Source organism: Allobosea sp. UNC402CLCol (genome assembly GCF_000745475.1).
GTDB lineage: Bacteria > Pseudomonadota > Alphaproteobacteria > Rhizobiales > Beijerinckiaceae > Allobosea > Allobosea spartocytisi.
The window spans coordinates 784,637-810,113 of record NZ_JQJJ01000008.1 but is presented as its reverse complement, the minus strand read 5'-3'; the positions used below and the strand labels follow the sequence as shown (position 1 = coordinate 810,113).

At 65.0% G+C, this 25,477-nt stretch carries 23 protein-coding genes; 19 read left to right on the top strand and 4 right to left on the bottom strand.

Translation table 11 applies throughout. From position 1 onward, the window contains the following. The first annotated feature begins 372 nt into the window (after positions 1–372). The 17 genes from GY40_RS05885 to GY40_RS05805 all read left to right on the top strand — a co-directional run bounded on the left by GY40_RS05885 (position 373) and on the right by GY40_RS05805 (position 19,175). Entirely contained in the window at positions 373–1,728 is a 1,356-nt protein-coding gene (locus GY40_RS05885; protein ID WP_197062700.1) for a tyrosine-protein kinase family protein, read from the top strand. 51 nt (positions 1,729–1,779) lie between these two features. Beyond that, positions 1,780–2,634 carry a glycosyltransferase family protein gene (locus GY40_RS05880; protein WP_051987551.1) on the top strand — a complete coding sequence of 285 codons (855 nt, stop codon included), beginning with the start codon at positions 1,780–1,782 and terminating at the stop codon, positions 2,632–2,634. Positions 2,635–2,636: 2 nt separating this feature from the next. Beyond that, the gene (locus GY40_RS05875) at positions 2,637–3,287 is read left to right on the top strand and encodes a PIG-L deacetylase family protein (RefSeq protein WP_038359412.1); all 651 of its coding nucleotides are present in this window, start codon (positions 2,637–2,639) and stop codon (positions 3,285–3,287) included. A gap of 20 nt (positions 3,288–3,307) precedes the next feature. Beyond that, positions 3,308–4,762: a lipopolysaccharide biosynthesis protein gene (locus GY40_RS05870; RefSeq protein WP_038359409.1), complete on the top strand. Its 1,455-nt coding sequence runs from the start codon at positions 3,308–3,310 to the stop codon at positions 4,760–4,762. A gap of 188 nt (positions 4,763–4,950) precedes the next feature. Continuing rightward, the gene (rfbC, locus tag GY40_RS05865) at positions 4,951–5,520 is read left to right on the top strand and encodes a dTDP-4-dehydrorhamnose 3,5-epimerase (RefSeq protein WP_038359407.1); all 570 of its coding nucleotides are present in this window, start codon (positions 4,951–4,953) and stop codon (positions 5,518–5,520) included. Between the two features lie 36 nt (positions 5,521–5,556). Then, on the top strand, positions 5,557–6,885 hold the full coding sequence (locus GY40_RS05860) for an NAD(P)H-dependent oxidoreductase (protein WP_038359405.1): 1,329 nt from the start codon (positions 5,557–5,559) through the stop codon (positions 6,883–6,885). Between the two features lie 93 nt (positions 6,886–6,978). Further along, on the top strand, positions 6,979–8,133 hold the full coding sequence (gene rfbG, locus GY40_RS05855) for a CDP-glucose 4,6-dehydratase (RefSeq protein ID WP_081925228.1): 1,155 nt from the start codon (positions 6,979–6,981) through the stop codon (positions 8,131–8,133). Then, entirely contained in the window at positions 8,057–9,511 is a 1,455-nt protein-coding gene (locus tag GY40_RS05850) for a protoporphyrinogen/coproporphyrinogen oxidase (protein ID WP_349236398.1), read from the top strand. Before rfbG ends, GY40_RS05850 begins: the two co-directional genes overlap by 77 nt. Next, positions 9,508–10,968, top strand: coding sequence for a polysaccharide pyruvyl transferase family protein (locus GY40_RS05845; RefSeq protein ID WP_038359400.1), 1,461 nt, complete (start codon positions 9,508–9,510; stop codon positions 10,966–10,968). The genes GY40_RS05850 and GY40_RS05845 overlap by 4 nt, the downstream gene beginning before the upstream one ends. After that, positions 10,965–11,987: a glycosyltransferase family 2 protein gene (locus GY40_RS26465; protein WP_051987549.1), complete on the top strand. Its 1,023-nt coding sequence runs from the start codon at positions 10,965–10,967 to the stop codon at positions 11,985–11,987. Before GY40_RS05845 ends, GY40_RS26465 begins: the two co-directional genes overlap by 4 nt. Before the next feature lie 595 nt (positions 11,988–12,582). Next, on the top strand, positions 12,583–13,371 hold the full coding sequence (locus GY40_RS05835) for a LuxR C-terminal-related transcriptional regulator (protein WP_081925167.1): 789 nt from the start codon (positions 12,583–12,585) through the stop codon (positions 13,369–13,371). A 226-nt stretch (positions 13,372–13,597) separates the two neighbouring features. Further along, entirely contained in the window at positions 13,598–14,560 is a 963-nt protein-coding gene (locus GY40_RS05830; protein ID WP_038359398.1) for a carbohydrate kinase family protein, read from the top strand. Positions 14,561–14,689: 129 nt separating this feature from the next. Next, a complete protein-coding gene (locus tag GY40_RS05825) occupies positions 14,690–15,160 on the top strand; it encodes a MarR family winged helix-turn-helix transcriptional regulator (protein WP_038360230.1) in 471 nt (156 codons plus the stop codon). Further along, positions 15,153–16,406: an HlyD family secretion protein gene (locus GY40_RS05820; RefSeq protein ID WP_081925164.1), complete on the top strand. Its 1,254-nt coding sequence runs from the start codon at positions 15,153–15,155 to the stop codon at positions 16,404–16,406. The genes GY40_RS05825 and GY40_RS05820 overlap by 8 nt, the downstream gene beginning before the upstream one ends. Positions 16,407–16,450: 44 nt before the next feature. Continuing rightward, positions 16,451–17,998, top strand: coding sequence for a DHA2 family efflux MFS transporter permease subunit (locus tag GY40_RS05815; protein WP_038359395.1), 1,548 nt, complete (start codon positions 16,451–16,453; stop codon positions 17,996–17,998). A gap of 176 nt (positions 17,999–18,174) precedes the next feature. Continuing rightward, positions 18,175–18,399 (top strand): hypothetical protein, encoded by a 225-nt coding sequence (locus tag GY40_RS05810; RefSeq protein ID WP_038359392.1) that lies wholly within the window; start codon positions 18,175–18,177, stop codon positions 18,397–18,399. A 200-nt stretch (positions 18,400–18,599) separates the two neighbouring features. Continuing rightward, on the top strand, positions 18,600–19,175 hold the full coding sequence (locus tag GY40_RS05805; protein ID WP_038359389.1) for a WecB/TagA/CpsF family glycosyltransferase: 576 nt from the start codon (positions 18,600–18,602) through the stop codon (positions 19,173–19,175). Positions 19,176–19,248: 73 nt separating this feature from the next. Here the strand turns inward: GY40_RS05805 and GY40_RS05800 are convergent, their stop codons facing one another. Beyond that, the gene (locus tag GY40_RS05800; protein ID WP_051987547.1) at positions 19,249–20,697 is read right to left on the bottom strand and encodes an undecaprenyl-phosphate glucose phosphotransferase; all 1,449 of its coding nucleotides are present in this window, start codon (positions 20,695–20,697) and stop codon (positions 19,249–19,251) included. 208 nt (positions 20,698–20,905) lie between these two features. After that, a complete protein-coding gene (locus GY40_RS05795) occupies positions 20,906–21,280 on the bottom strand; it encodes a hypothetical protein (RefSeq protein ID WP_038359386.1) in 375 nt (124 codons plus the stop codon). A gap of 211 nt (positions 21,281–21,491) precedes the next feature. Here GY40_RS05795 and GY40_RS05790 point away from each other — a divergent pair, with 211 nt between their 5' ends. After that, the gene (locus GY40_RS05790) at positions 21,492–22,241 is read left to right on the top strand and encodes an aspartate/glutamate racemase family protein (protein ID WP_038360221.1); all 750 of its coding nucleotides are present in this window, start codon (positions 21,492–21,494) and stop codon (positions 22,239–22,241) included. A 77-nt stretch (positions 22,242–22,318) separates the two neighbouring features. Next, complete coding sequence (locus GY40_RS26460) at positions 22,319–23,713, top strand: DUF2793 domain-containing protein (protein WP_051987546.1); 1,395 nt, start codon at positions 22,319–22,321, stop codon at positions 23,711–23,713. Positions 23,714–23,719: 6 nt separating this feature from the next. On the opposite strand, the gene GY40_RS05780 is transcribed toward GY40_RS26460, so the two are convergent. Further along, the gene (locus GY40_RS05780) at positions 23,720–24,637 is read right to left on the bottom strand and encodes a dihydrodipicolinate synthase family protein (protein WP_038359385.1); all 918 of its coding nucleotides are present in this window, start codon (positions 24,635–24,637) and stop codon (positions 23,720–23,722) included. Next, a complete protein-coding gene (locus tag GY40_RS05775; protein WP_038359383.1) occupies positions 24,627–25,328 on the bottom strand; it encodes a GntR family transcriptional regulator in 702 nt (233 codons plus the stop codon). Before GY40_RS05775 ends, GY40_RS05780 begins: the two co-directional genes overlap by 11 nt. Positions 25,329–25,477: the final 149 nt, after the last annotated feature.

Below are 25,477 nucleotides of genomic sequence, written 5' to 3'. Positions count from 1 at the left end.
CTCTGTGTAGGTCACTGCAGGCGCAGCGCGCCGGGTGGGGAGGGGGACGGAAGGCCGGCGATCCGGCTCCGTGACGACGCGACCGCGCCGGCCAGAAGCCTCTTCTCATCCTCGTGTCTGCCATCCCGAACCGGGCGTCGGAAACGGGCCCCTTTTCGATTGAAAGACATGCTGGACACGATAAGCCATCCGCAGGTCGTCCATAGCACGGAGAGGCTCGAGAGCCGGATCAACGTGCGGCCACGACCGTCCTTCGGCCTGGGAAGCCTCCGGAGCCGCAAGCGGCTGCTGGGCATCGGCACGCTGGCCTGCCTGGCGCTCGCCGCGCTCTATGTCGGGGTGCGCCCGACGACCTACACGGCATCCAGCCAATTGCTGATCTATATCAGGCAGGTCCTGACCGGCCCCGACCAGGCGATCCTTCCGGGCCGGGCCGACCTTCCGATGGTCCAGAACCAGATCGAGCTGCTGCGCTCCGGAAACGTGCTGGCGAAGGTCGTCGAGACGTTGCAGCTGACGAAGGATCCCGAATTCCTCCGTAGCCTCCGCTCGCCGCCCGAGGCGCAGAAGCGCGATCCGGTTGCCACGGATACCGACGCCGCCGCGTTCCGCGCGGCCTTGGTGGCACTGAACAGCAAGCTCAGCATCCGCCAGGTCGGCACGAGCCATCTGGTCACGGTGAGCTTCCAAGCCTCGACCCCCGAGAAGGCCGCGCGCATCGTCAACAGCGTGATCCGCATCTATCTGCAGGAGCGGGCACGGGCCTCGGACGCGGCCTCGTCCAAGGCGCCGACGCTGCGCGAGATCTATCAAAGCCTCGGCCCGAGCGCTCAGGTGATTTCGGAGGCTGAGCTGCCGGTCAAGTCTGATGGGCCGCCGGCGGCATTGATCCTCGTCGCCGCGGCATTGTTCGGCCTGGGTACCACGGCTGCCCTCGCCCTCGTGCTCGATGCGCTCGATGATACGATCCACGACGCGCACCAGATGGAATATGTCCTCGGCCTGGAATGCCTGGGCGTCGTGCCCCGCTTCGCGAATGTCGACAACGGGAGCGAGGATGCCGCGGCGCGGCGTCTGCTCGCGGTGGAAGGGCCGGTGCTGCGACGCGCGGCTGCGACGGTGCAGGACGCTTCGACCGGCGAGCCCCGGACGATCGGCGTGACCTCGGTCCTACCGGGCGAGGGCGCGACGACGCTCGCGATCGGGCTGGCCATGGCGTCGGCCGCGTCGGGAAAACGTGTCCTGCTGATCGACGCCGTGCTGGACAATCCCGCGATCTCGCGCTGGGTTGCGAGCCTCTCATGCGCTCCGCCCCGGCCGGGAGCCAATCCGGAGCCCGCGGTCATCGGCGACGTCGTCAAGGTGCAGGCCGGGCTGCATGTCCTGTCGCTCGCCGAAGGATACGGCGAGGCGTCCCGCCTGATGCCTCGCGGCCTGCTGGACGACATCCTGAACGCCGCAGAAGCGTCCTACGACATGGTGATCGTCGACATGCCCTCGCTCGCATCCGGACCGCAGGTGCGCGCCGCCGCTCAATCGCTGGATGGCTTCCTGCTCGTCGTGAAATGGGGCGCGACCAAATCCGAACTGGTCCGGCAGGCTTTCCGGTCCGCCGGTCAGGCCGAGCCCAAGTTTATCGGGACGATGCTCAACATGGCCGATGAAGCGACGATGAAACGTTATGGATACAAGCGTTCTGAAGAACTGAAAGTCGTGATCGCTTCCTGACTTAAACAAATGCCGGGGCTGGGCCGCGAGCATTTACTGAAGGAGAGTATCATGAAGGTCGTACTCTTTTGCGGTGGCATGGGCATGCGGCTGCGGGGCTATGTCGACGATGTCCCGAAGCCGATGGTGCAGATCGGGTCGCGCCCCATCCTCTGGCATCTGATGAAGTACTACGCCCATTTCGGGCATAAGGATTTCATCCTCTGCCTGGGCCACAAGGGCTACGCCATCAAGGACTATTTCCTGAAGTACGACGAGTCGATCTCGAACGACTTCGTCTGGTCCCGTGGCGGCCAGAAGATCGACTTCATCAACCGGGACAGCGACGACTGGACGATCACCTTCGTGGAAACCGGTCTGCATGCGACGATCGGCGAACGCCTGAAGGCGGTCCAGCCCTATCTGCGCGGCGAGGAGTACTTCCTGGCGAATTACGGCGACGGTCTCAGCGACCTGCACCTTCCGACGATGATCGGCGAGCTGCAGCGGAGCGATGCCGTGGCCTCGCTGCTGCTGGTGCAGCCGACGGCGAGCTTCGACATCGTTAGGACGACGCCCGAGGGCAAGATCGCCGAGGTGGCGGCGTTGAGCAATTCCGACATCTGGATCAATGGCGGCTTCTTCGTCTTCCGCAACGAGATCTTCGACTACATCAACCCGGGCGACGAGCTGGTGCGGGAGCCGTTCGCGCGGCTGATCCAGCGCCAGGCCCTGCTGGCGCATAAATGCACCGGATTCTGGCAGTGCATGGACACCTTCAAGGACAAGCAGCGCCTCGAGGAGCTCAACGATACCAACCCGCCTTGGAAGGTGTGGAAGGACTGCGCCACCATCTCGTATCCCGCGATGGCGCCGGTGGCTCCTGCGATCACGCCGGTCGCTCCCACGATGACGCAGGTGGCGTGACCATGCTGCGCCTGAAGCCGGATGGCGGCGCTGCGTCGCCGCTGCAGATCCTGTGTCTGGGATGTCATTCCGACGACATCGAGATCGGCTGCGGCGGAACGGTGCTGCAGATCGCGGCGGAGCGCGAGGCGGTGTTCCATTGGGTCGTCTTCAGCGCCAACGGAACCCGCGCCGCGGAAGCGGAGAACGGGGCAAGGCAATTCGTCGACCCCGCCCGCATGAAGCGGGTCATCCTGAAGGATTTCCAGGACGGCTACATGCCGTTCGTCGGAGCCGACATCAAGAACGTCTTCGAGGAGCTGAAGCGAGAGGTCTCGCCGGACATCATCTTCACCCACAACCGTCACGATTCGCATCAGGACCACCGGCTGATCGCCGAGCTGACCTGGAACACGTTTCGCAGCCATCTGATCCTGGAATACGAGATTCCGAAATATGACGGGGATCTCGGACAGCCGATCGTCTTCAACGCTCTTTCAGATGAAATCTGCGAAAAGAAGGTCGATCTGATCCTCGATACGTTCAAGTCCCAAGGCAACAAGCACTGGTTCGACCGCTCGACCTTCATGGCGCTGATGCGGTTGCGCGGAATGGAATGCAACGCGCCGAGTGGATACGCCGAGGCCTTCTATGCCCGGAAGCTGATGCTCTGAACCGGCAATCGAGAAACGTCATGCATGATCTGAAGGGCAGGACTGTTCGCGCCGGGCTCATCAATGTGGGCTCGCGCGGGCTCGGCTTCACGGTCCGCATCGCCTCGCTCATGATCCTGGGCCGGCTGCTGACGCCCGAGGATTATGGCCTCGTCACCATGGTGACGGCGTTCACCGGCGTGCTGAACATGTTCGGTTGCTTCGGCCTGTTCCAGGCCGCGATCCAGCGCGAGGAGCTGAGCGAGGTCGAGTCGTCGTCGCTGTTCTGGCTGAACCTGATCTTCGGCGCCTTGCTGACGCTGATCGCCATCGCCGCCGCGCCGCTGGTCAGCGCGTTCTACAACGAGCCGCGCCTGCTCGAGATCATGGACGTGATCGCCTTCACCTTCATCATCACCGCCGCCGGCGTCCAGCAGGGCGTGCTGCTTCAGCGTCGCATGGCGTTCGGGACCTCGGCGAAGATCGAGATCAGCTCGCTGCTGATCGCGACGGTGGTGTCGATCGGGATGGCCATGGCCGGCTATGGCTATTGGTCGATCGTCTCGATGACGATCACGCTGCCGCTGGCCACCACCATCGGCCTGTGGCTGGCGACCGGCTGGATTCCGGGCCGGCCACGGATCGCTTCCGGTATCCGCTCCATGCTGCGCTTCGGCGTCGGGACGACAGCGACCGGCTTCCTGTCCTACGTCACGAATAACATCGACAAGCTTCTGCTCGGGCGTGTCTGGGGCACGGAAGCGACCGGTCTCTACAGCCGCAGCTTCTATCTGATCAATTTCCCGACCGAGAATCTGAATGTGACGATCGGAGAGGTCGCCTTCGCGGCGCTGTCGCGGACCAAGGGCGATCTCGATCGCTTCCGGCGCTACTTCCTGAAAGGCTATTCGCTGGTGGTGACGCTGACCTTGCCGTTGACGGTCGTGTGCGGGCTCTTCGCCGACGACCTGATCCTGGTGGTCCTGGGCCCGAAATGGATCGGCGCCGTCGAGATCTTCAGGATCCTCGCTCCGACGATCCTGGTGTTCGCGATCTCGAATCCGCTGGGCTGGCTGCTCAACGCGCTCGGATTGGTCCGGCGCGGGGTGTATATCGGGCTGTTCTCCGCCCCGCTGATGATCGCGGGCGTGCTGATCGGGCTTCCTTACGGGCCGCATGGCGTCGCATTGGCTTATTCGACCGTCATGGTGCTCAAGGTCATTCCGATCACGATCTGGGCGCTGCGCGGGACCGGGATTCGATACCGCGAGTTCGTCGGGGCGCTGGCGAACCCTTTGGCCGCAAGCGTGGTCGCGGGCGGGTTCGCCTATGCGGTGCATGCGCTCACGGCGCCGGCGCTGTCGCCGGTGCTGCGCCTCATGCTGGATGTGGGCTCGTTCGGCGTGGCCTATGTCGCGGCGCTGCTCCTGATCGCGGGCGAGAAGGCTTTGTATCTCGACCTCTTCCGCGCATTGAGAACCGCGCCTTCCGCCTGACGCGCGCCCCGCGAAATCCACCCGCCCCCAATGCCGTGAAGCATAGAGCCCGCAGGTCGGGTCTATGCCGTTGCGGCATCTGCCTGATATTCAAAGCAATATTCTGGTTTGTTGCGATCTTGAGGCGGAACTCGGGCGCTCCGACGAGCATTGTTCAGGTATAGGGTCACGAATTTCAGAGGTGGGGGATGCACTTCGCCAAGACCAGCGTCGAGGGAGCCATGGTCATCGACCCCGCTCCACATGTCGATGCGCGGGGCCGCTTCATGCGGGCCTGGTGCCTCCAGGAATTCGCCGAGCAGGGCATCGCGTTCGAGCCCGTTCAGGCGAACATGGGGATCAGCACGAAGCGCGGCACGATCCGCGGCATGCATTTCCAGGAAGCGCCCGACGGGGAGGCGAAGCTGGTGCGCTGCACGCGCGGAGCGATGTTCGACGTCGTCCTCGACATGCGGCGGGATTCACCGAGCTACGGTGCCTGGTGCGGCGTGAAGCTCAGCGGCGACAACGGCCGCATGCTCTATTTGCCCGAGGGCTGCGCGCATGGCTACCAGACGCTCGAGCCGGACACCGAGATGCACTACATGACCTCGGCCTTCTACACGCCCGGCGCCGCCAGGGGCGTTCGCTTCGACGACCCGGCCTTCGGCATCGCCTGGCCTTTGGCCGTGACCGAGATTTCCGAACAGGACCGCAACTGGCCGCCGGCGCTGATCGTGCCCGGCCATGTCGAGGCAGATGCGCGCCTGACGGCGTGATCGTCTTCGCAGGCGTTATCGGAGGGGAACCAGGCTATGGCTGTCGATACCGTGTTGCGGGAGCGCGAGGCGGCGGGTCGTCCGATCCGCGTGGGAATGGTCGGAGCAGGTGCCACCGGGCGCGCGATCGCGCTCCAGCTCGGCACGCCGGTGCCTGGAATGCGGCTGGTCGCGATCGCCAACCGGACGCTCGAGAATGGCGAGCGGGCCTTTCGCGAGGCGAATATTCACGGCTGGACCCGCGTCTCGACGGTGCGGGAGGCCGACCGGGCCATCGAGGACGGCGTCCCCGTTCTGACGGACGACCCGGCCGTTCTGACTGCTTGTAGGGCCATCGACATCGTCCTGGAGGTGACCGGAACGGTCGAGGCGGGCGCCGCGGTCGTTCTCGATGCGATCGCGCATCGCAAGCATGTGGTGATGGTCAATGCCGAGCTTGACTCGCTGATCGGGCCCATCCTGAACGAGCGGGCCCGCGAGGCCGGCGTCGTGCTGACCAATACCGACGGCGACGAGCCCGGCGTCGCCATGACGCTGCTGCGCTATCTGCGGACGTTGGGACTCAAGCCCGTCGCCGCCGGCAACATCAAGGGCATGGTCGATTACTACCGCAATCCCGACACGCAGAGGGCATTCGCCGAGAAGAACGACCAGGACCCGCGCAAGGTCACGTCCTTCGCCGATGCCACGAAGCTGTCGATGGAAACGACGGTACTGGCCAATGCGACGGGCTTCCATGCGGGCCGTCGCGGCATGTACGGGCCGGCTTGCAAGGATGTTCGGGAGATCGCGGAGCGCCTGCCGGCGCAGGCGATGCTCGAAACGGGGCTGGTGGACTATGCCTTGGGCGCTGCGCCCCACACCGGAGCCTTCGTCGTCATCCATGAGGAGGCGCCGCTGAAGCAGGCGCAGCTCGCCTATTACAAGCTCGGAGACGGGCCGTTCTACGTCTTCTACACGCCGTTCCACCTGCCGCATCTCCAGATCGCCTCGACCATCGGGCGCGCGGTCATCCAGCACGATCCGACCGTGGCGCCGCTGGCGGGGCCGGTCTGCGAGGTCGTCACGATGGCGAAGCGCGATCTCAAGGCCGGCGAGCGTCTCGACGGCATCGGCGGGTTCTGCGCCTACGGCCTGATCGAGAACGCGGTCGATGCGCGTGCCGCCGACGCCTTGCCGATCGGCCTGTCCGAGAACTGTGTCCTGCGGCGCGACAAGAAGAAGGACGAGGTCGTCTCGTTTGACGACGTCGTGCTGCCGGCGGGGCGCCGGGCGGATGTGCTCTGGCGCGAACAGCAACTGCGGTGGCCGATGCGCGAAGCGGAAGCTTCGCCGCAGCGCGTCCTCGTCGAGGCGGTCTCCTGACATGCACAGCCGCGGCGGAAACAGGCTTTCACGCGCGGCCCGGTGCATTCCGGAACAGCCGGGTCATTTCATCGATATGGGGCTATGTCGGCCATGCTGAACCGTTCCTTCTGGCAGAACCGCAAGGTCTTCGTCACCGGCCATACCGGTTTCAAGGGCAGCTGGCTGTCGCTGTGGCTGCACGCGCTCGGCGCCGATGTGACGGGCTATGCGCTCGATCCGCCGTCGGAGCCGAGCCTCTTCGAGCAGGCGAGGGTCGGCGAGTGCGTCCGCTCGATCCGCGGCGACGTCCGGGACTTCGAGCATCTGAAGTCCGCGCTCGCCGCATGCAATCCCGACGTGGTCATCCACATGGCCGCCCAGTCCGTGGTCCGCTACGGCTATGACGAGCCGGTCGAGACCTATGCGACCAATGTGATGGGGACCGTCCATCTGTTCGAGGCGGTGCGCCAGCTCGGGCGCCCCTGCGTCGTGGTCAATGTCACCAGCGACAAATGCTACGAGAACCAGGAGTGGGTCTGGGGCTATCGCGAGAGCGACCCGATGGGCGGGCATGACCCGTATTCCAACTCCAAGGGCTGCGCGGAGCTGGTGACCGGCGCCTATCGCGACTCCTATTTCCCGCCGGCTGCGCTGTCCAAGCATGGCGTCGCGCTGGCGAGCGTGCGTGCGGGCAACGCCATCGGGGGCGGCGACTGGACCGCCAACCAGCTCATTCCGGATCTGGTCCGCGCCTTCCTGGGCCGCCGGCCCTGCCGCATCCGCAGCCCCGCCGCGATCAGGCCCTGGCAGTTCGTGCTGATGCCGCTGCACGGCTATCTGCTGCTGTGCGAGCGGCTCGCCGAGGACGGAGCCCGCTTCGCCTCGGGCTGGAATTTCGGGCCGGCGGAGACGGATGCCAGGCCGGTGTCGTGGATCGTCGACAAGCTCGTGTCGCTGTGGGGCGAAGGCGCATCCTGGACGCTGGATGGCGCAGCGCATCCGGTCGAGGCGCAATTGCTGCGCCTCGACACCTCCAAGGCGAGGGCGGGCCTCGGCTGGCACCCGGTTCTGCAGCTCGACCAGAGCCTGGCCTGGATCGTCGAATGGTATCACGCCTTCCAGGCGGGGAACGATCTCCAGTCCCTCACGCGCCGGCAGATCGAGCGCTACGAATATCTGCTGCAGGACCATGCGGAGCGGAACGCTTCAGGAGCGCGGCCGAAGGCGGCTGCTCCGGCGCCTCTGCTCCCGATGGCCGAAGGCTGATTCCGCAACGGTGCCACAGCTCAGGGAACGCGCATCCATGTCGAACGTCGTCGTACTTGGAACTGGAATGGCTGGCTTCGGTGCGGCGCACCGACTCCGGGAGGAGGGCATCACGCCCGTCATGTACGACAAGAATTCGTATTATGGCGGCCATACGATGTCGTTTCGTCACGAGCCGGGCTTCACCTTCGATATCGGGCCGCACATCTCCTTCACCAAGGACGAGCGCATCCAGGAGCTGTTCGCCGACAGCGTCGATCAGCTTTACGAAACCATCCAGATCAACCTGAACAACTACTGGCGGGGCTACTGGCCGCAGCATCCGGTCCAGCTTCATCTGCATGGCCTGCCGGAGGAGGTGATCGTGAAGGTGATCGCCGACTTCGTCGAGGAGCGGCAAAAACCGGAGGGGCCGATCAACAACTACAATGACTGGCTGGTCGCCAGCTTCGGCTCGACCTTCGCCGAGCTCTTCCCGAAGCAGTACACGCGCAAATACCATCTCACGACGGCCGAGAACATGAGCACCGACTGGTTGGGGCCGCGAATCTACCGGCCGACGCTGGAGGAAGTGCTGCGGGGGGCGATTTCCGCCTCGTCGCCGAACATCCATTACATCACGCATTTCCGCTACCCGAAGCAGGGCGGCTTCGTGTCCTATCTGCGGGACTTCGTGCCGAAGGGAAACATCAAGCTCAATCACGAGCTGACATCGATCGATCCTAGGATCAGCGAGATCGAGTTCTCGAACGGCGTCCGGACCCGCTACGACGCGCTGATATCGTCGGTGCCGCTCCCGGACCTCATCCGCATGATCAAGGGCGTGCCGGCCGACGTGCTGGAAGCCTCGCGCAAGCTCGCCTGCTCGTCCTGCGTCCTGGTCAATCTCGGTGTGGACCGCGCGGATATCTCCAGCGCGCATATGTCGTATTTCTACGACGAGGACATCTGCTTCACGCGCCTCGGCTTCCCGCACATGCTCTCCGAGGACAATGCCCCGAAGGGTATGGGAAGCATCCAGGCGGAAGTTTATTTCTCCGACAAGTACAAGCCTTTCACAGGCAAGCCCGAGGACTGGATCCAGCCGGTCATCGACGATTTGCGCCGCTGCGGGCTGCTGCACGACGGCGACCAGGTCGTGTTCAAGACGGCAATGTATCTGCCCTACGCCAATATCATCTTCGATCTCGATCGCGCCGCCGCCCTCAAGACGGTTCACGGCTATCTCGACGAGATCGGGATCGCCTACTGCGGCCGCTATGGCGACTGGGGCTACATGTGGACCGACGAGAGCTTCAAGAGCGGCGAGGCGGCGGCGGAGGCCGTCCTGTCGCGTTCCGCGGCGCTCGACGTCCGACAGAGGGCGCGTATTGCATGAGCGGCAAGATCGACATCGATGTTCGCGCCGGCGAGCCCGTCGATCTGTCCGGGTCCGGGCTGCAGGAGTTTTGCGTCAGTTCGGTGGCCACCGGCTCCTCCAAGCCCAGCCGGGTCGGGCTCCTGGCCCATTGCGGCACGGGCAATCTGGGCGACGAGGCCTCCATCACGGCGGTGCTCGACAACATCACGCTCCGGTCGCCCGGCGTGTCGGTCGTCGGCCTGTCGATGGACCCCGAAGACACCACGCGCCGGCTCGGAATTCCCTGCTATGCGATGCGTCAGCGGGTTTTCCCGTTCCAGCGGGAATGGTCGTCGGCATCGCACCCCGTGGGTCCGGGCGGGTTCGCGGGGCGGCTGAAGGCGACCGTCAAGAAAACGGGGCCGCTGTTCCACATCGCCAATGCGCTGAGGCATGCGCTGGTCGTATGGCCCTCGCAGTTCTTCCGCGAAATCATGTTTCTGCTGCGTTCGCTGCTTCTGGTCTGGGAGCTCGACATGCTCGTCATCGCCGGGGGCGGACAGCTTCTGGACTGGGGCGGTCCCTGGGCGTTTCCCTACACGTTGTTCAAATGGGTCCTTCTCGCCAAATGCGCCAACGTCCAATGCATCTTCGTGAACAATGGCGCGGGTCCGCTGGATTCCTCCCTGAGCCGCTGGTTCGTCCGGCGTACGCTCGCCATGGCCGACTATGTGTCCCTGCGCGACGGCGCGTCGGGCGATCTGCTGCGGAAGATCGGCTTTCGCGGCAAGATGAAGGTCGTTGCCGACGCGGTGTGGGGCCTTCGGCTGCCGGAGCGGCCGGCGAAGGAGCCGGTCATGCCGAGCACTCAGCTCGTGATCGGCGTCGGGCCGATGGCCTATGGCGATTCAAAGCGGCACTGGGTCAATGACGACCAGGGCTATCGACGGCTGATCGACAACCTCGCTGCGTTCTGCGGGCAGATGCTGGCGCGGGGACATCGGATCAGGCTCTTCAGCAGCGATATCTGGTTCGATTCCCAGGCCATCGCCGACCTCGACGCCGCCATCCGGCAGAGCTTTCCCGCGCTGGCGCCGGATCGTGTCATGCGGGAACCGGTCGAGAGCATCGCCGACATGCTGGCGGCGCTCTCCCATGTGGATTTTTACGTCACCTGCCGCTTTCACGGTGTCGTGTTCGCGTCGTTGCAGACCGTGCCGACCATCGCGCTTGCACCCCATCCCAAGGTCACCACCCTGATGGAAAGCCTGGGCTTGTCGGATTACTGCGTCGATATTGCCCGCTGCGACGCGGCGGATCTGGTCGCCAGAGCCGATCGGCTGATTGCCGACAGGGACGGAATCAAGGCACGCATCGGTGTGCGCGCCGCACAGTTCAAGTCGCAGCTCAATCTGCAGTTCAACGCCTTGTTCCTGGCGAATGAGAAAACTTGCGCCGAGGGAACGAGATATTCTCAAGAGGGGGCCCTGAGATGAACGCGCAAACCGGTCCGTTGGTCAGCGTCGTGACACCCGTCTACAATGGCGCGGAATTCCTCAGGGAATGTATCGAAAGCGTGCTGTCCCAAACCTATCGGAATTGGGAATACATCATCGTCAACAACGCCAGCACTGACGGCACTCTCGAAATCGCCGAGGAGTATTGCCGGCGGGACAGCCGCATCCGCGTCGTCAGCAACGAGACGCTGCTGCCGATCATCGCCAATCACAACAGGGCTTTCGGCCTCATCTCGAAGCAGAGCAAATATTGCAAGGTCGTTTCGGGCGACGACTGGATCTATCCGGAATGCCTCGAGAAGATGGTCGCTCTCGCCGAAGCCCATCCATCCGTCGGTATCGTCGGCGCATACCAGCTCAGCGGCGGCGCGGGCATCTGGTACGTTCGGAATGTCGGCCTGCCCTACGCGCAGACGGTCGTCCCAGGGCGAGAGGTCTGTCGGGCCCATTTGCTCGGTACGCTGAGGGTATTGGGAAACCCGTCATCGGTCATGTATCGATCCGATCTGATCCGAAATTCCGACGAATTCTTTCCGAATCCGACGCATGAGGCGGATATCAGCGCGTGCCTCAAGCATTTGCGCTATGAAGATTTCGGCTTCGTGCACCAGATCCTGGGTCATGAACGGATTCATCGCCAGACCGCGACGGCTGTTTCGCTCGAAAACAATGCCTATGTCTCGGCGGAAATCAGCGACTGCCAAGAATATGGCGGCTGGTATCTGACCAAGCAAGAGCTCGAAACACGGGTCGACGAGCTGCTCGACCAGTATTACGCCTATCTCTCCTCCAGCGCGTTCAAGTTCCGGGACAGGAAATTCTGGAATTACCACGCCGGACGGCTGCGGGATCTCGGACACCGGTTCGACGGGCGGAAGCTTTCGATGGGAATTGCCAGAAAGGCGATGGATCTGATCCTGAACCCAAAGGGAACGGTTCAGATTCTGAGCAAACGAATTCGCCTGCATTACATGTTCAAGGGAGTTCGTGCGCCGTAAATCGACAGGACTCAGCGATACTTTCTTCGTATTCGGCCGCGCTTTAAGTCCACCTCGTTCGCTGAGATCGAGCCGACGTCGCTGGCTTTCGCCAGCTGACGTTAAGGATGGCAGGCCGGAAACCGTTCTGGAATGGCTAACGGATCGTTAATTGACTTGCCGGCGAGACTTTTTTGGATAACAATCCCTTACGTAGATGCCGATGGATGGATCGCCTGTCGATCCGTTGCCTAGTCTGCCTTATGGCGCGCTGATGAGCTGCCGCGCCTTATGCCTGCGCTAATCGCTATGTCTGACGATCTTTCATGCTCGTATCTGGCGTCTTATGTCTCCGTATCTCGCGGAGTTGTATCATTTTTTACTCTGATTTAGATCGTATTAACTGGTATTAAAGGGATTCTTTCTTGTGGTTTCTGCGTGATATTTCTGCGTAAATGAATGCAGTGTGGTCGGCGATATGTGACGAGAGGAGGTTTCGAGATAAATTCCAAATGAGACTTCGGTCTCATCATCTTAACAAGAAACAAGAATAGTAAGCAGATTTACCGGGGGCGTCAGTTTGAGTTGTGTTTGCCCTTTCGGCGGGAGGTTTCAAATGAGGGAGAGCAAAGCCTTCGGGATCGTTCTCATAGGGAAGTATTCTCTGATGCGAGAGGGGGTTCATCGCGTTCTTCAAGAAAACAACTTTCGTATCATCGACTCGATCTCCGGAATCGACCAGCTGAGCGGTAAGTCTCGTGTCCAGAACAGCCTTTTTCTTGTCGTCTACACCAACGACGCTTTCGATCTCATCATCGGAGAAATCGAACTTGTGAGGGATCGGTATCCGGATGCGCATATCGCGGTCGTCGCCGATCGCTATGGACCGGCTGAGCTCGCGGCGGTCTTCAAGGCCGGTGCCAGCGGTTACCTCGTCAACACCAATTCCTGCGATGCCTTCGTCAAATCCATCGAACTGGTGATGCTGGGCGAAACGGTCTTCCCGCCGACGTTCCCTTCCGCGGTTCCCGCCGCAAAAAAGCCCCGCCGCCCTAAGGCCGGTCCCGCCGCGGGCGAGGATGACAGGGCGTCTCCCAGCTCTCCCCCGGATGAGACGGTCGCATCGCTGCTGTCGCCACGGGAAATGGGGATCGTCAGCTGCCTGGTCGATGGGGATTCCAACAAATCCATCGCGCGCAAGATCGGCATCGCCGAAGCCACGGTGAAGGCCCATGTCAAAGCGATCCTGCGCAAGATCCGGGTCCAGAATCGAACCCAGGCCGCGATCTGGGGAATGAACAACGCGCTGCTGCTGCAACCGGCCAACAACAATGCCCGGGCGGCCTCCGCCAGCGCCGGAAAGAGACTTCCGGATTCCGCTGCCGGTGTCGGCGCCTATCAATAGCGAAAAGGCCGGACGGGGCGTGTGACATCGGCCTTGCCCGGCTCGACATCGTCGCGCCCTTCGGATTGGTGCAAGGCGCTCGCCGTTCTCGCGCCATCTCCCGTAGTTTCGGCATCCCGTCGAAAATGCTCGAATGCCATGGCCAGCCGGCTGGCGGCATGGCATTCGATCGGTTTGCCCGGTGGCCGAAACCTTGCCGCCCCTGCAGGGAAAGCAGCGATTCGTCATGTTCCTGGTTTGCGGCGAAGCCCTGATCGATCTTTTCGTCGCTCCGGCGGACGGGAACGAGATGCCGGCGCGGGCCGTCGCGGGCGGTTCGCCCTTCAACCTTGTCGTCGGCCTCGCGCGGCTCGGCATGCCGGCGGCTTTCCTGGGCGGTCTTTCGCGTGACCGCTTCGGCGCATTTCTCGCGGAACGGCTGACGAAGGAAGGCGTCGACGGGCGCTTTCTGGCGATAAGCGACGGGCCGACGACGATCTCCGCCATCGTCACCGCGCAGGACGGCCAGCCGGGCTATTCCTTCCACGGCGAGGGGGCCGCCGATCGCCGGCTCGTGCCGGCCGATCTGCCGGCCGTGCTGCCGCCGGAGATCACGGCGCTGACCTTCGGCTCCTATACGATGGCGGTCGAGCCGGTCGCTTCGACGCTCGCGGCCCTGGCCGAGCGCGAGGCGGGCCGGCGGGTCATCAGCGTCGATCCCAATCTGCGGCCGATGATCGTCGGCGACATGGCCCGCTGGGCCGAGGCGGCCGAGCGCTTCTACCGCGTGGCGACGATCATCAAGGCGAGCGAAGAGGATATCCGCATCGCCTGGCAAGGGCAGCTCTCGATCGGCGAGGCTGCATCCTACTGGCTCGAGCGTGGTGCCGGCCTGGTCGTCATCACAGAAGGGGAGCGGGGAGCGACCGCTTTCAACGCCGCCGGGCAGGTTTCGGTGCGGGGGCGCCCGGTGCGGGTCGTCGATACCGTCGCCGCCGGAGACAGCTTCCATGCGGCGCTGCTGGCGCAACTCGCGAGGGCAGGGCGGCTGAGCCCGGCCGCCATCGCGGCACTCGATCTGCCCGCACTTGCCGAGCTGCTCGATTATGCCACGGCGGCGGCCGCCGTGACGGTCACGCGACGCGGCGCCGACCTGCCGACGGATGCCGAAGTGCAGGCGGCTCGCGCGGAATGTCCCGGTTGCCAATGAGGCGATGCAAAGCCGTACGCGGCTTCGATTCTTAGCCGCGACATTGCGCCACAGCCTCCGCCCTCAGACTCTTTCGAACGTCGCTTGGCGAGACTAAGCGCCAATATTATATAGATGCTTATGACAAGCATGCCTACAAAACCGCCACCGACCGTGGGTTTTCTGCTCCATGATGTCGCGCGCCTTTTGCGCAAGCGTTTCGAACAGCATGCGCGCGATTCCGGGCTGACCCGTTCGCAATGGCAGGTGCTCGCCTATATCGACCAGAATGCCGGCATTCAGCAGGGTGCGCTGGCCGAGCTCATGGATGTCGAGCCCATCACGGTCGGGCGCATCGTCGACAAGCTCGAAGGTTGTGGGCTGGCGGAGCGCCGGCCGCACGCGACCGACCGGCGCGTCTGGCAGCTTTATCTGACGCAGAAGGCCGGGCCGAAGCTGACGGAGCTGCGCGCGCTCGGCGAAATCACGCGGGCAGAGGCGTTCGGCGACATTCCGCAGCCCGAGCGCGAACAGCTTCTCGCGACGCTGGGACAGATGAGAACCAATCTCACGGCCGCCTGCCAGATGCGGGTGGCCGAAAGGCAGGTCCAAAATGGATGACGCAGCCAGAAAGACCGAGGCGGCCGCCCAAGCCGTCCGTGACGAGGAGGCCGAGCCCGGCTCCCCAGGCAATGTGACCGAGATCAGGCGCATCGAGCCCAAGGCGCCCGCCCAGCCGCAGCCGGCGGCGAAGGCGCCGGAAACTACCACGCCGACCGCTCCTCCCCAGGCTGCGACGGCCCCCGCGCCGCCGGCCCGACGCAGCCGCACGCGACGCTTGCTCTTCGCGCTTCTGCCGATCGCGCTCGTCGCCGGTGGCTATTACTACGTCGTCGGCGGACAGGTGATGTCGACCGACAACGCCTATGTGCAGGCGGACATCCTCGGCATCTCGACCGATGTCGCCGGCATCGTCAGCGAGATCGACGTCCGCGACAACCAGACCGTGAAGGCGAGCGACGTGCTGTTCCGACTCGACGACAAGCCGTTCCGCTTCGCGCTGGAGCGGGCCGATGCGCAGATCGGCGTGGTCCGCAACGATCTCGAAGCGTTGAAGGCCAGCTACAAGACCATGCAGAGCCAGATCGAGCAGGCTCGCACCGACATCGCCTTCTACGAGACCGCCTTCAAGCGCCAGCAGGACCTCGCCACCAAATCCGTCGCCTCCCAGGCGACCTACGACCAGGCCAAGCATGATCTCGATGGCGCAAGGCTCAAGCTGGCGCAGCTCGAAAGCCAGCTTGCCGGCATCGCCGCCAACCTCAACGGCACGCCCGATGCGCCGGTCGAGGAGCATCCGCGCTACAAGGACGCCGTCGCGGCCCGGGCCGAGGCGCAGCGCCAGTTCGAGCACACGACGGTTCGCGCGCCGATGAACGGCGTCGTCACCAATGTGCCTTCGCTGCAGAAGGGCCAGTATCTGGAGGCGGCGACCAGCGCGTTCAGCCTCGTCTCGACCGACCATGTCTGGATTCAGGCCAATCCGAAGGAGACCGAGCTCACCTGGGTGAAGCCCGGGCAATCGGCGGAAGTCTATGTAGACACCTATCCGGGCGCCGCCTGGAAGGGCACGGTCGACAGCATCAGCCCGGCCTCGGCCGCGAGCTTCTCGCTGCTGCCGGCGCAGAACACCAGCGGCAACTGGGTCAAGGTGGTGCAGCGCATCGCCATGCGCGTGAAGATCGACACGCCCGCCGACCAGCCCCAACTGCGTGCCGGCATGAGTGTGACGCTCGACGTCGACACGGGCCATGAGCGCGGTCTGCCGAGCTTCATCTCGGGCGCCTTCGGCAAGAGCGCCAAGTAGAGCGCGCCAAGTAGAGTAAGACCAGCAAACAGAAGAGGCCTGTCATGGCCAGCTCAGCCGCCGCGACGACCCCGGTTGCCAATCGCGGTGCCATCACCGCCTGCGTGATCCTCGCGGTCATCATGCAGGCGCTGGACACCACCATCGCCAATGTCGCGCTGCCCTATATTCAGGGCAGCGTCTCGGCGAGCGCCGACCAGATCAACTGGGTCCTGACCTCCTATATCGTCGCGGCGGCGATCATGACGCCGCCCTCGGGCTTCCTCGCCGCGCGTTTCGGCCGCAAGCGCGTGCTATCCGTCGCGATCGTCGGCTTCGTCGTGGCCTCGATCCTGTGCGGCGCGGCCCAGTCGCTGACGCAGATCGTCGGATTCCGTTTGTTGCAGGGCTTTTTTGGCGCCGCGCTGGTGCCGCTCTCGCAGAGCATCCTGCTCGATATTTACACGCCGGAGGAGCGCGGCTCGGCGATGGCGCTGTTCGGCGTCTCGGTCATGGTCGGGCCGGTGCTCGGCCCCGTGCTCGGCGGCTGGCTGACCGAGAACATCTCCTGGCGCTGGGTCTTCTACATCAATCTGCCGCTCGGCATCCTGGCGCTGGCGGGCGTTTCGATCTTCGTCACCGAGACCAAGTCCAGCGCCCTTGCCAAGCTCGACTGGATCGGCTTCGGCTCGCTCAGCCTCGCGATCGCGGCGCTGCAGCTCTTCCTCGACCGCGGAGCGCAGCTCGACTGGTTCGACTCGCTGGAGATCATCTTAGAGGCGACGGTCTGCGTCGCGGCGGTCTACGTCCTGGCGGTACACACCTTCACGGCGGAGAACTCCTTCATCAAGCCGCGCATGTTCCTCGACCGGAACTTCAATGTCGGGCTGATCTTCATCTTCGTCGTCGGCATCTGCTATCTGGCGTCGCTCGCGCTGCTCACGCCTTTCCTGCAGACGCTGCTGGGCTATCCGGTGGTGACGGCCGGCATCGTCATGGGGCCGCGGGGCCTTGGCACCATGGCCTGCATGTTCCTGGTCGGGCGATTGATCGGAAAGGTCGACATCCGCATCCTGCTCGGCGCCGGGCTCCTGGTTAGCGCCTGGGCGATGTACGACATGACCGGCTGGACGCCGGATGTCTCGCAGCAGACGATCATCGTGACCGGCTTCATCCAGGGCGCCGGGCTCGGCCTGCTCTTCGTGCCGTTGACGACGATCACCTTCGCGACGCTGCCGGCGGAGTATCGCGGGGACGGCACCGGGCTTTACAATCTCTCGCGCAATATCGGCTCCAGCGTCGGCATCTCGCTGGTCAGCTACCTCTTGACCCGCAACGTGCAGGTGAACCACGCCGAGATTGCCAACTATGTGACCCCGTTCAACCGCATCTTCGACATGCCGGCGATCAGGCATGCCTGGGACCCGACGACGCTGGCCGGCCGCGCGGCGCTGGACGAGGTGGTGACGCGGCAGGCGACGATCATCGCCTATGTCGACGACTTCAAGCTACTGATGATCCTGTGCCTGGCAGCCTTGCCGTTCCTCGCGCTGCTGCGCACGCCGCGCCAGCAGGCGGCCCCGTCCGACGATCACGCGATGGTGATGGAATAACGCTGCTGCCGAGCGGCCGATGGCCGTTTTATTCAGTGGGAGCCGCGGTCCATCAGGCAATGTCGCGGACAAATTCACCTTAGGTCATTTCTCGGCTTGCACTTTGCCTGCGTCTCGCATTGGATCAGAGATGCGAGGAGCAGGTTTACGGTTCGTTAACGGTAAGAGATCGTTTTATGCGTTCGATGCGTGTCCGGCCACCCGTGACGGTGCCGATCCGGATGCCCTCCGTACGGGACATCCCGCCGCCTGCCAACGACAACCGCCCCGTCGAGCACGAGACGGTGGCGAGCCTTCTGATCGGCCGTTCGCTGCTGATTATCGGCGTTCTGGTCGCGGCCGGGCTCATGCTCGGCTGGGCCGGGTGGCTGGGGCGAGCCGTCTGGCGAACGCTGCATTGATGCCGGGGCGTCCTCCGGCCGCCTGAGGCCCGAGGACGCTGACCCAAAATCGGTCACCTTTGGTTGCGACACATCTGAACGGATATCTAAATTTTTAAGGAAGTAGCCGCTTCCTGTCTCTGACGGCAGCGGGCAAGCCCAGGCAGCAATGCAAGGCCATATCGCTGCCGGATGCCCGTCTCGAGCGAAATGGGGACAGCGTGACGTCGGACTCGATCGAACAGCAGATTGAACAGGCCGTGCGGGCCGATGCCGCCCGGCGCGAAACGGGTTTGGAAGACGCGCTGCGCCGCTGCGAGAGCGCGGGCGAGGCGGTGTTCCTGTTCGGTGGTGACAGCGCGACGATCCATGTGCTGCGCAGCCGCATCCGCTCGGCCTTTCCCGGCCTGCGCCTTGCGGGCATCTGCGACGCCGATTTCTCCGGCCCGGCCGGCCGCGCGATCCTCGACCATATTGCCGCCTGCGCGCCGGACGTGGTCATCGTCGACGTGGCTCCGAAGCGCCACCGGGCGCTGATCGCGGAATTCGCGGCCCATGGGCTGCATACGGGCCTCGTCAACCTGCCCGGCACCTTCGCGCGCCACGCGGCCGCGCAGCCGCAGACCGGTGCCACGGCGGCAAGCCTCGCTGCCCGGCTACCCTCGCGGATCGGTCAAGCCATGAGCGGTTTCGCCGCGGCCATGCGCTTTTCCGGCATCATCGCCCGCCAGCTCGTTCATGACGTCGCCCCGCGCCCGGTGTCGCAGGCCTATCACGCGCTCCGCCGCGACGGCTGAGCCGGCTTTTCTCCGCAACAGCTGATTTTCCCGAGAAGCGGAATCCGCTTCTCGGCCGATGCTGCGATGACCGTCACACCGCGTTCCGGAACGCCTTGGAACTGAACACCGTCCGGAACAGGATGGCGAGGTCGAGCGTGAACGACCAGTGGTCGATATACCAGAGGTCATGGGCGACGCGCGCCGCCATCTTCTCGTCGGTGTCGGTCTCGCCGCGCAAGCCGTTGACCTGCGCCCAGCCGGTGATGCCGGGCTTGACGTTGTGGCGGCGGGCGTAGAGCGCGATCTTGCGCTCGAACTCCCGGTCATGCGCCAGGGCATGGGGGCGCGGGCCGACCAGTGACATATGGCCGGCCATGACGTTCAGCAATTGCGGCAATTCGTCGAGATTATAGCGGCGCAGCACCCGGCCGATGCGGGTAATGCGGGGATCGTCACGCCGCGCCTGCACGATCACGGCGCCGTCGTCGGTCGTCGTCATGGTGCGGAACTTGAAGATGCGGAACGCCGCCTGATTGAAGCCATGGCGGCGCTGGCGGAACAGCACCGGGCCGGGTGAATCGATCCGGATCGCCAGCGCGATCAGCAACAGCAGCGGCAGCAGCAACAGCCCGGCCAGCGCCGCAGCGGTGAGATCGAAAGCCCGCTTGCAGGCGATTTCGACCGGCGACAGCGGAGCACGCGTCAGGCGCAGGCTCGAAAGCGCGCCGGCGCTGACGAAATGCGGCTGCTCGAAGCGGCTCATGATCTTCTCGGGCGCGAGATGGATCGCGACCGGCATGTTCATGAATGCGTCGACGCAGGCCTCGATCGTCTCATGGTCCGACCAGGGCACGGCGATGAAGACTGCGTCGGGCCGCTTCGCCCGGCAACTGGCGGCGGCGGCCGCGAGATCGGCCGCAAGGGCTTCGCGCGGATCGCGGCGCGGTTGCTGCGGGTTGAGGAAGGCCACGTCGACGATGGCGCTGCCGGCATTCCATGGCTTGCAGCGGTCGACGAAGGACATGACTTCCTTCTCCCGGCCGATCAGAAAGACGCGCTCGGAGGTGATCCGGCCGGTGCGGCTTCCCGCCGAGATCAGGCGGACGATGGCCGAACGGGTCAGCACGATGGCTGGAATGCCGGCGAGATAGCTCGTCAGGAGGACGGCCCGCGAATAGTGATCGGCGATCTTGGCGAGGACAAGCAGCACCAGGAACGCGACGAACGCGATGTTCCAGGCCGAGAAGGCCGCCGCGACCTGGCCTTTCGTCGAGAGGTAATTGCCGATCTGGTAGCGTCCGCGCATCAGGTTGACGAAGACGAACAGCGCCGCCAGCGTGCCGGCGAGTTCTGGAGTCCGCTCGTCCACCTGGAAAGAGCCCTGCATCGCAAGATCGGTCGACCAGTCCATGGCGTAGACCAGGGCCACGACGAGGACGCCGTCGCACGCCGCCGTCAGCAGGCCGAGCCAGTGCCGCCAGCTTCTCGCAGGGCCTCGGGGCAGCGCCAACGGTGCCTGCCTGAGATGGTCGACGCTCATATTCGCCCAGTCCTTGCCGCTTTGTCTCCCGCTTTCGGCGCGAGGACCGAGATATGCGGGAGCAGTCGGCGACGCAACCGCAAGCGCCATGCCGCGCGGCATTGCACCGGATCGGTGCGAATTTCAATCAGTGCGTGTAGTTTCCGGCGAAAACGACGCGAGATCACGCCGAAAAGGCGACGGCGTGTTCCGTTACGGCACAGCCTCTTCAGGCCAGGCTGCGCAGGCGCCGTGCCAGATAATCGAGGGAGACGGCAAGGCCGCCGCCGGTCAGGGTCCCCAGAATCTTGACCACGGCATCGTGGGGCCGGCCATGGCGCGTCGCCTCCCAGGTCTGGGCCCATTCGAGCCCGAGCGCGAGAAGCACGATGCCGCCCAGCACGAACCAGCGCTGGCGCGGATAGGCGAAGGCCAGCGCGCCGCCGGCTGCGAGATAGGCCATGAAGCGTTCGACATCCGCCCCCACATCCGGGAGATGGGGACGCAGCTCGATCGGCGACAGCGTCGAGACGAGGATGACGGCCAGCGCGCACCAGCCGAGGAAGGTCGCGAGGCGGCGCAGATGGTCGAAGGGATCGGTCAAGGAATCAGAATCCAGAGGCGCGAATCGCGGCTACGCAAACAACGGGCCAGAAGCAGGTTACGCAACCGATTTTTTGGCGAGCGACGTGCTTTATGGTCTTACGAACACGGCAAAGCAATGGCGCAAGCGCGACTTCGCGGTCACCATCATGCTATCGCCGCCATTTGGAACAATCGCCCGGCGCGGGCGCAACGATCGCAACGGAATGCCGATGACAGACGAAGCCCGTTCCGGACCCGCCTCCCGCATCGCTCGCGGCGGGAGGGCGATCTATGGGGTGCCGCTGGGCATCCTGATGCTGGAAGCGCGTTTCCCGCGGATTCCCGGCGATATGGGCAACGGCACGACCTGGCCCTTTCCAGTGCTCTACCATGTCGTCACGGGAGCGAGCCCGGAAAAGGTGGTCCTGAAGGGAGCCGCCGGGCTTTTGCCGGATTTCGTGGCGGCAGCGCGAGAGCTGGTCAGGCTCGGCGCGGAAGCGATCACCACCAATTGCGGCTTTCTATCCCTGTTTCAGCGCGAGCTCGCGGCCGCGGTGAACGTTCCGGTCGCGACATCGTCGCTGATGCAAGTGCCGTGGGTGCAGGCGACGCTGCCGCCCGGAAAGCGCGTTGGTCTCGTCACCGTCTCGGCCGCGACGCTGACGCCGGCGCATCTCGAGGCCGCCGGCGTGCCGCTCGACACGCCGGTCGCCGGCACCGAAAATGGCCGCGAATTCTTCCGCGTGCTGATCAAGGCCGAGAAGGATGACATGGATGTCGAGCTTGCCCGGCAGGATGTGGTCGAGGCTGCGCTCGATCTCGTGGCGCGGCATCCCGATGTCGGCGCGATCGTGCTGGAATGCACCAACATGCCGCCTTATGCGGCGGCCGTGCAGCAGGCGACGGGGCTGCCGGTCTACGACATCTATTCGCTGATCACCTGGTTCCATGCCGGCTTGCGGCCCCGGAGCTTCGGTTAACCCGTACCGGAACTTATCCCCGGCGCTTCGGGCGCCTGCATCATCCAGCCTCGCATCGTCCGATCCCGCGAGGCCCCATGATCGTCACGCCCCGTCTCTCGCTGCCGCTGCTTGCCGCCGGCCAGGCGCAGAAACATGTCACGCACAACGATGCGCTGATGCGCCTCGACGCCCTGATCCATCTGGTCGTCGACAGCCGCAGCCAGTCCGCGCCGCCAGGCAGCCCGAGCGAATTGTCGGCCTATATCGTGCCGGCCGGCGGCACCGGCATCTTTGCCGGGCGTGCGGGTCAGGTGGCGTTGTTCGAGGATGGCGGCTGGATCTTCCTCACGCCGCGAGTCGGCTGGCAGGCCTGGATCGCCGACGAGGCCGAGCACACTCTCTGGACGGGCACGGAATGGCGCAGGGCCAGCCCGCTCAGCGGCCTTGGCGCCGAGAAATGGGGCGTCAACGCCACGGCCGACGACAGCAACCGGCTGGTGGTGTCGTCGGAGGCGAGCCTGTTCAACCATGCCGGCGGCGACCATCGGCTCAAGCTCAACAAGGCGAATGCCGGGGCGACGGCGAGCGTGCTGTTTCAGTCCAACTGGTCGGGGAGGGCGGAGTTCGGCCTCGCGGGCGACGACGATTTCCGGGTCAAGGTCAGCCCCGATGGCTCGGCCTGGCACGATGCGCTCGCCATCGACCGGGCCGGCGGAGGGGTCGCGCTGCCGGGCTCGCCCTGGGCGGCAGGGCAGAACCTGCTGATCAATGGCGACATCCAGATCAATCAGCGCGGCTTTGCCGGCGGGGCGCTGGCGGCGGGCGCCTATGGCTTCGACCGCTGGAAGGCGGGTGCCAGCGGAGCGAACCTGTCGCTCAGCGGCTTCACGGTGAGTTTGAATACGGGCGCGATCCTGCAACCGGTCGAGCTGGCGGCGTGGGGGATTTCGTCCTTCGCGGGCATGACGCTCGCGGTTTCGGTGGAGGGGCTGAGCGGCGGCGATCTCAGCGTCAGGGTCGGCAGCCAGTCCGGTACGATCAGCGCCGGGGCCGGGCGGCGCTTCGTCGTGCTGACGCCTGTACCGGGGGATAGCGGCCCGCTCGTGGTGAGCCTGGCGCCAGTGGCCGGGGCGGTGAGCTTCGCGCGCGTCAAGCTGGAGATCGGCCGCATCGCGACCCATTGGTCGCCGCGTCCGATCGGCGCCGAACAGCAGCTCTGCCGGCGCTATCACTGGCGGCCGGGCGGGACGGTGCTGATCGACGCCTATCAGGCGGCCGGCGCCGCTGCACGCCAGATGCTGCCGCTGCCCGTGCCGATGCGGACGACGCCGACGGTGAGCTATGGCATCTCGCAGGACATCAACGTGCAGGGCTCCGACCGCGGCATCGTCGCTTCGTCGCCGGAATGGGCCCAGGCCTATGTCACGGCGCAGGCGCAGGGCCGGGTGCGGGCGGCCTTCGACACGATCGCCTTCGACGCGGAGCTGTGAGGCCGGCTACTCCGCCGCAGCTTTCGCAGCCCCCCAACCCGACACGATGGCGCGCAGTTCCGCCCGCTCGGCCGCGTTGAGTTCCGGCAGGCCGGGCAGGCGGACCGGGCCGACATCGATGCCGAGCAGTCCCAGCGCTTCCTTCACCACGGTGACATTGGCGCCGTTGCCGTATTTGGTGCGCAGCTTCTCGAAGCCGGCGATGGCGTCGACCTCGCGGCGCGCGGCGTCGTAGTCGCCCGCTTCCAGCGCGCGCCAGACGGCGAGCGAGCGCGCGGGGACGACATTGACGAGCCCCGAGGTGAAGCCGCGCGCGCCCAGCGCATGGAAGGGCGCGGCCCAGCCCTCGGCGAGACCGCAGATCCAATTGGCGGAAGTGCCTTGCGTCTCGCGCACGCAATCGGCCAGCAGCATCATGTTGGTGGAGGCGAATTTCACGCCCGCGACATTGGGATGGGTCGCGACGCGGATCAGGTCGGTCACGCCGATGGCGTCGGAGCGGATATAGGCGACGAGCGGGATCGTCAGCGCCTCGGCGATGGCGAGGATGTAGTCGGCCTGGGATTGCGGCGCGGCGAAGGGGTCGAGCGGGTGATGCACCATCGCCGCGTCGCAGCCGGCCCTGGCCGCGAGCCTGCCGGTCGCGACAGCTTCGCGCAAAGACCGCCCGATGCCGGCCGTGACGAGCGCCCTGCCGGCGGCGGCTTCGGCCGCGACGGCGTGGGAGCGTTCCACCTCCGCCGTCGTCATCGGGTAGAATTCGCCGGTGTTGCCGGCCGAGACGATGTTGTGGATGCCGGCCTCGGCGATTCCGCGCACGATCCCGCCCGTCAGCGCCCAGTCGGCCTCGCCATCCGCCTTCCAGGCGGTGACATGGACGCCGGAAATGCCGCGCAGTGCGCGACGCACCTTGTCATTCGTCATAGTCCAGTCCCTCCGCATCCGCGCCGAAGACGAGCCGCACATGGGCTTTCCCCGAACGGACGATGTGTTGGCGCATCCTGCGTTCGGCGAGCGCGGGATCGCGCGCCAGCAGCGCCTCGCAGATGCCGCGATGCTCCGCGAAACCCCGGCGGCGCTCCGCCAGCTCCGAATGAAGCGCGATGCGCTGGGCATGGTCGTACATCCGCTGCCCGTCGAGGCGGCGCTCCAGATAGGTGCAGCCCGAGATGCGGTGGATCGCCTGATGATAGGCGCCGTTGAGCGCGACGAGATCCTCCAGCTCGCCATGCTCCGTCGCCTGCTCCATCTCCGCGATCAATCGGGAGAGCTCGCGTCCGCCGGCTTCGGTCAGGCGGTTGGCGGCGATATGGGCCATGACGCTTTCGAGTGCGGCGCGTCCGAGCGCCATCTCCAGCGCTTGCCGGGCGGAGAACTCGACGAAGACGCCGCGCCGCGCCTCGGTCCGCACCAGCCCCTCGCTCTCGAGCTTGCGGATCGCGTCTTTCACGGGGGTGGTGCTGACGCCGAGCATCTCGGCGAGATGGCGCTCATTCAGCCGCTCGCCATTGCGGAAACGCCCGGCGACGATGGCCCGGCGCAGGCGCTCATGGACATGCTCGCGCAGGGAACGCAGCAGGTCGGGCGCAACGGGTTCGACGGCGGGCTGCAACATTCACTCTTCCGGCGCGGCGGAAATGGGGAAGCCGCTGCCGATTCCCCAGGGCGGCATCGTTGATCAAACAGCATAATCCGGTTGGCACGGCAATCTGAAATTTCAGATTTCAAATCCGCAGCCCTGTGTTATCCCTTGGCGCAAGCGCC

Bases quoted from the DNA above. Each gene is read 5' to 3' on its own strand.
- GY40_RS26460 (WP_051987546.1), top strand. From the start codon at position 22,319: ATGATCGTCACGCCCCGTCTCTCGCTGCCGCTGCTTGCCGCCGGCCAG.
- GY40_RS05800 (WP_051987547.1), bottom strand. From the start codon at position 20,697: ATGAGCGTCGACCATCTCAGGCAGGCACCGTTGGCGCTGCCCCGAGGC.
- GY40_RS05870 (WP_038359409.1), top strand. From the start codon at position 3,308: ATGCATGATCTGAAGGGCAGGACTGTTCGCGCCGGGCTCATCAATGTG.
- GY40_RS05825 (WP_038360230.1), top strand. From the start codon at position 14,690: ATGCCTACAAAACCGCCACCGACCGTGGGTTTTCTGCTCCATGATGTC.
- GY40_RS05810 (WP_038359392.1), top strand. From the start codon at position 18,175: ATGCGTTCGATGCGTGTCCGGCCACCCGTGACGGTGCCGATCCGGATG.
- GY40_RS05875 (WP_038359412.1), top strand. From the start codon at position 2,637: ATGCTGCGCCTGAAGCCGGATGGCGGCGCTGCGTCGCCGCTGCAGATC.
- GY40_RS05790 (WP_038360221.1), top strand. From the start codon at position 21,492: ATGACAGACGAAGCCCGTTCCGGACCCGCCTCCCGCATCGCTCGCGGC.
- GY40_RS05780 (WP_038359385.1), bottom strand. From the start codon at position 24,637: ATGACGAATGACAAGGTGCGTCGCGCACTGCGCGGCATTTCCGGCGTC.
- GY40_RS05880 (WP_051987551.1), top strand. From the start codon at position 1,780: ATGAAGGTCGTACTCTTTTGCGGTGGCATGGGCATGCGGCTGCGGGGC.
- GY40_RS05835 (WP_081925167.1), top strand. From the start codon at position 12,583: ATGAGGGAGAGCAAAGCCTTCGGGATCGTTCTCATAGGGAAGTATTCT.
- GY40_RS05860 (WP_038359405.1), top strand. From the start codon at position 5,557: ATGGCTGTCGATACCGTGTTGCGGGAGCGCGAGGCGGCGGGTCGTCCG.
- GY40_RS05815 (WP_038359395.1), top strand. From the start codon at position 16,451: ATGGCCAGCTCAGCCGCCGCGACGACCCCGGTTGCCAATCGCGGTGCC.
- GY40_RS05845 (WP_038359400.1), top strand. From the start codon at position 9,508: ATGAGCGGCAAGATCGACATCGATGTTCGCGCCGGCGAGCCCGTCGAT.
- rfbG (WP_081925228.1), top strand. From the start codon at position 6,979: ATGCTGAACCGTTCCTTCTGGCAGAACCGCAAGGTCTTCGTCACCGGC.
- GY40_RS05775 (WP_038359383.1), bottom strand. From the start codon at position 25,328: ATGTTGCAGCCCGCCGTCGAACCCGTTGCGCCCGACCTGCTGCGTTCC.
- GY40_RS26465 (WP_051987549.1), top strand. From the start codon at position 10,965: ATGAACGCGCAAACCGGTCCGTTGGTCAGCGTCGTGACACCCGTCTAC.
- GY40_RS05850 (WP_349236398.1), top strand. From the start codon at position 8,057: ATGCGGAGCGGAACGCTTCAGGAGCGCGGCCGAAGGCGGCTGCTCCGG.
- GY40_RS05820 (WP_081925164.1), top strand. From the start codon at position 15,153: ATGGATGACGCAGCCAGAAAGACCGAGGCGGCCGCCCAAGCCGTCCGT.
- rfbC (WP_038359407.1), top strand. From the start codon at position 4,951: ATGCACTTCGCCAAGACCAGCGTCGAGGGAGCCATGGTCATCGACCCC.
- GY40_RS05830 (WP_038359398.1), top strand. From the start codon at position 13,598: ATGTTCCTGGTTTGCGGCGAAGCCCTGATCGATCTTTTCGTCGCTCCG.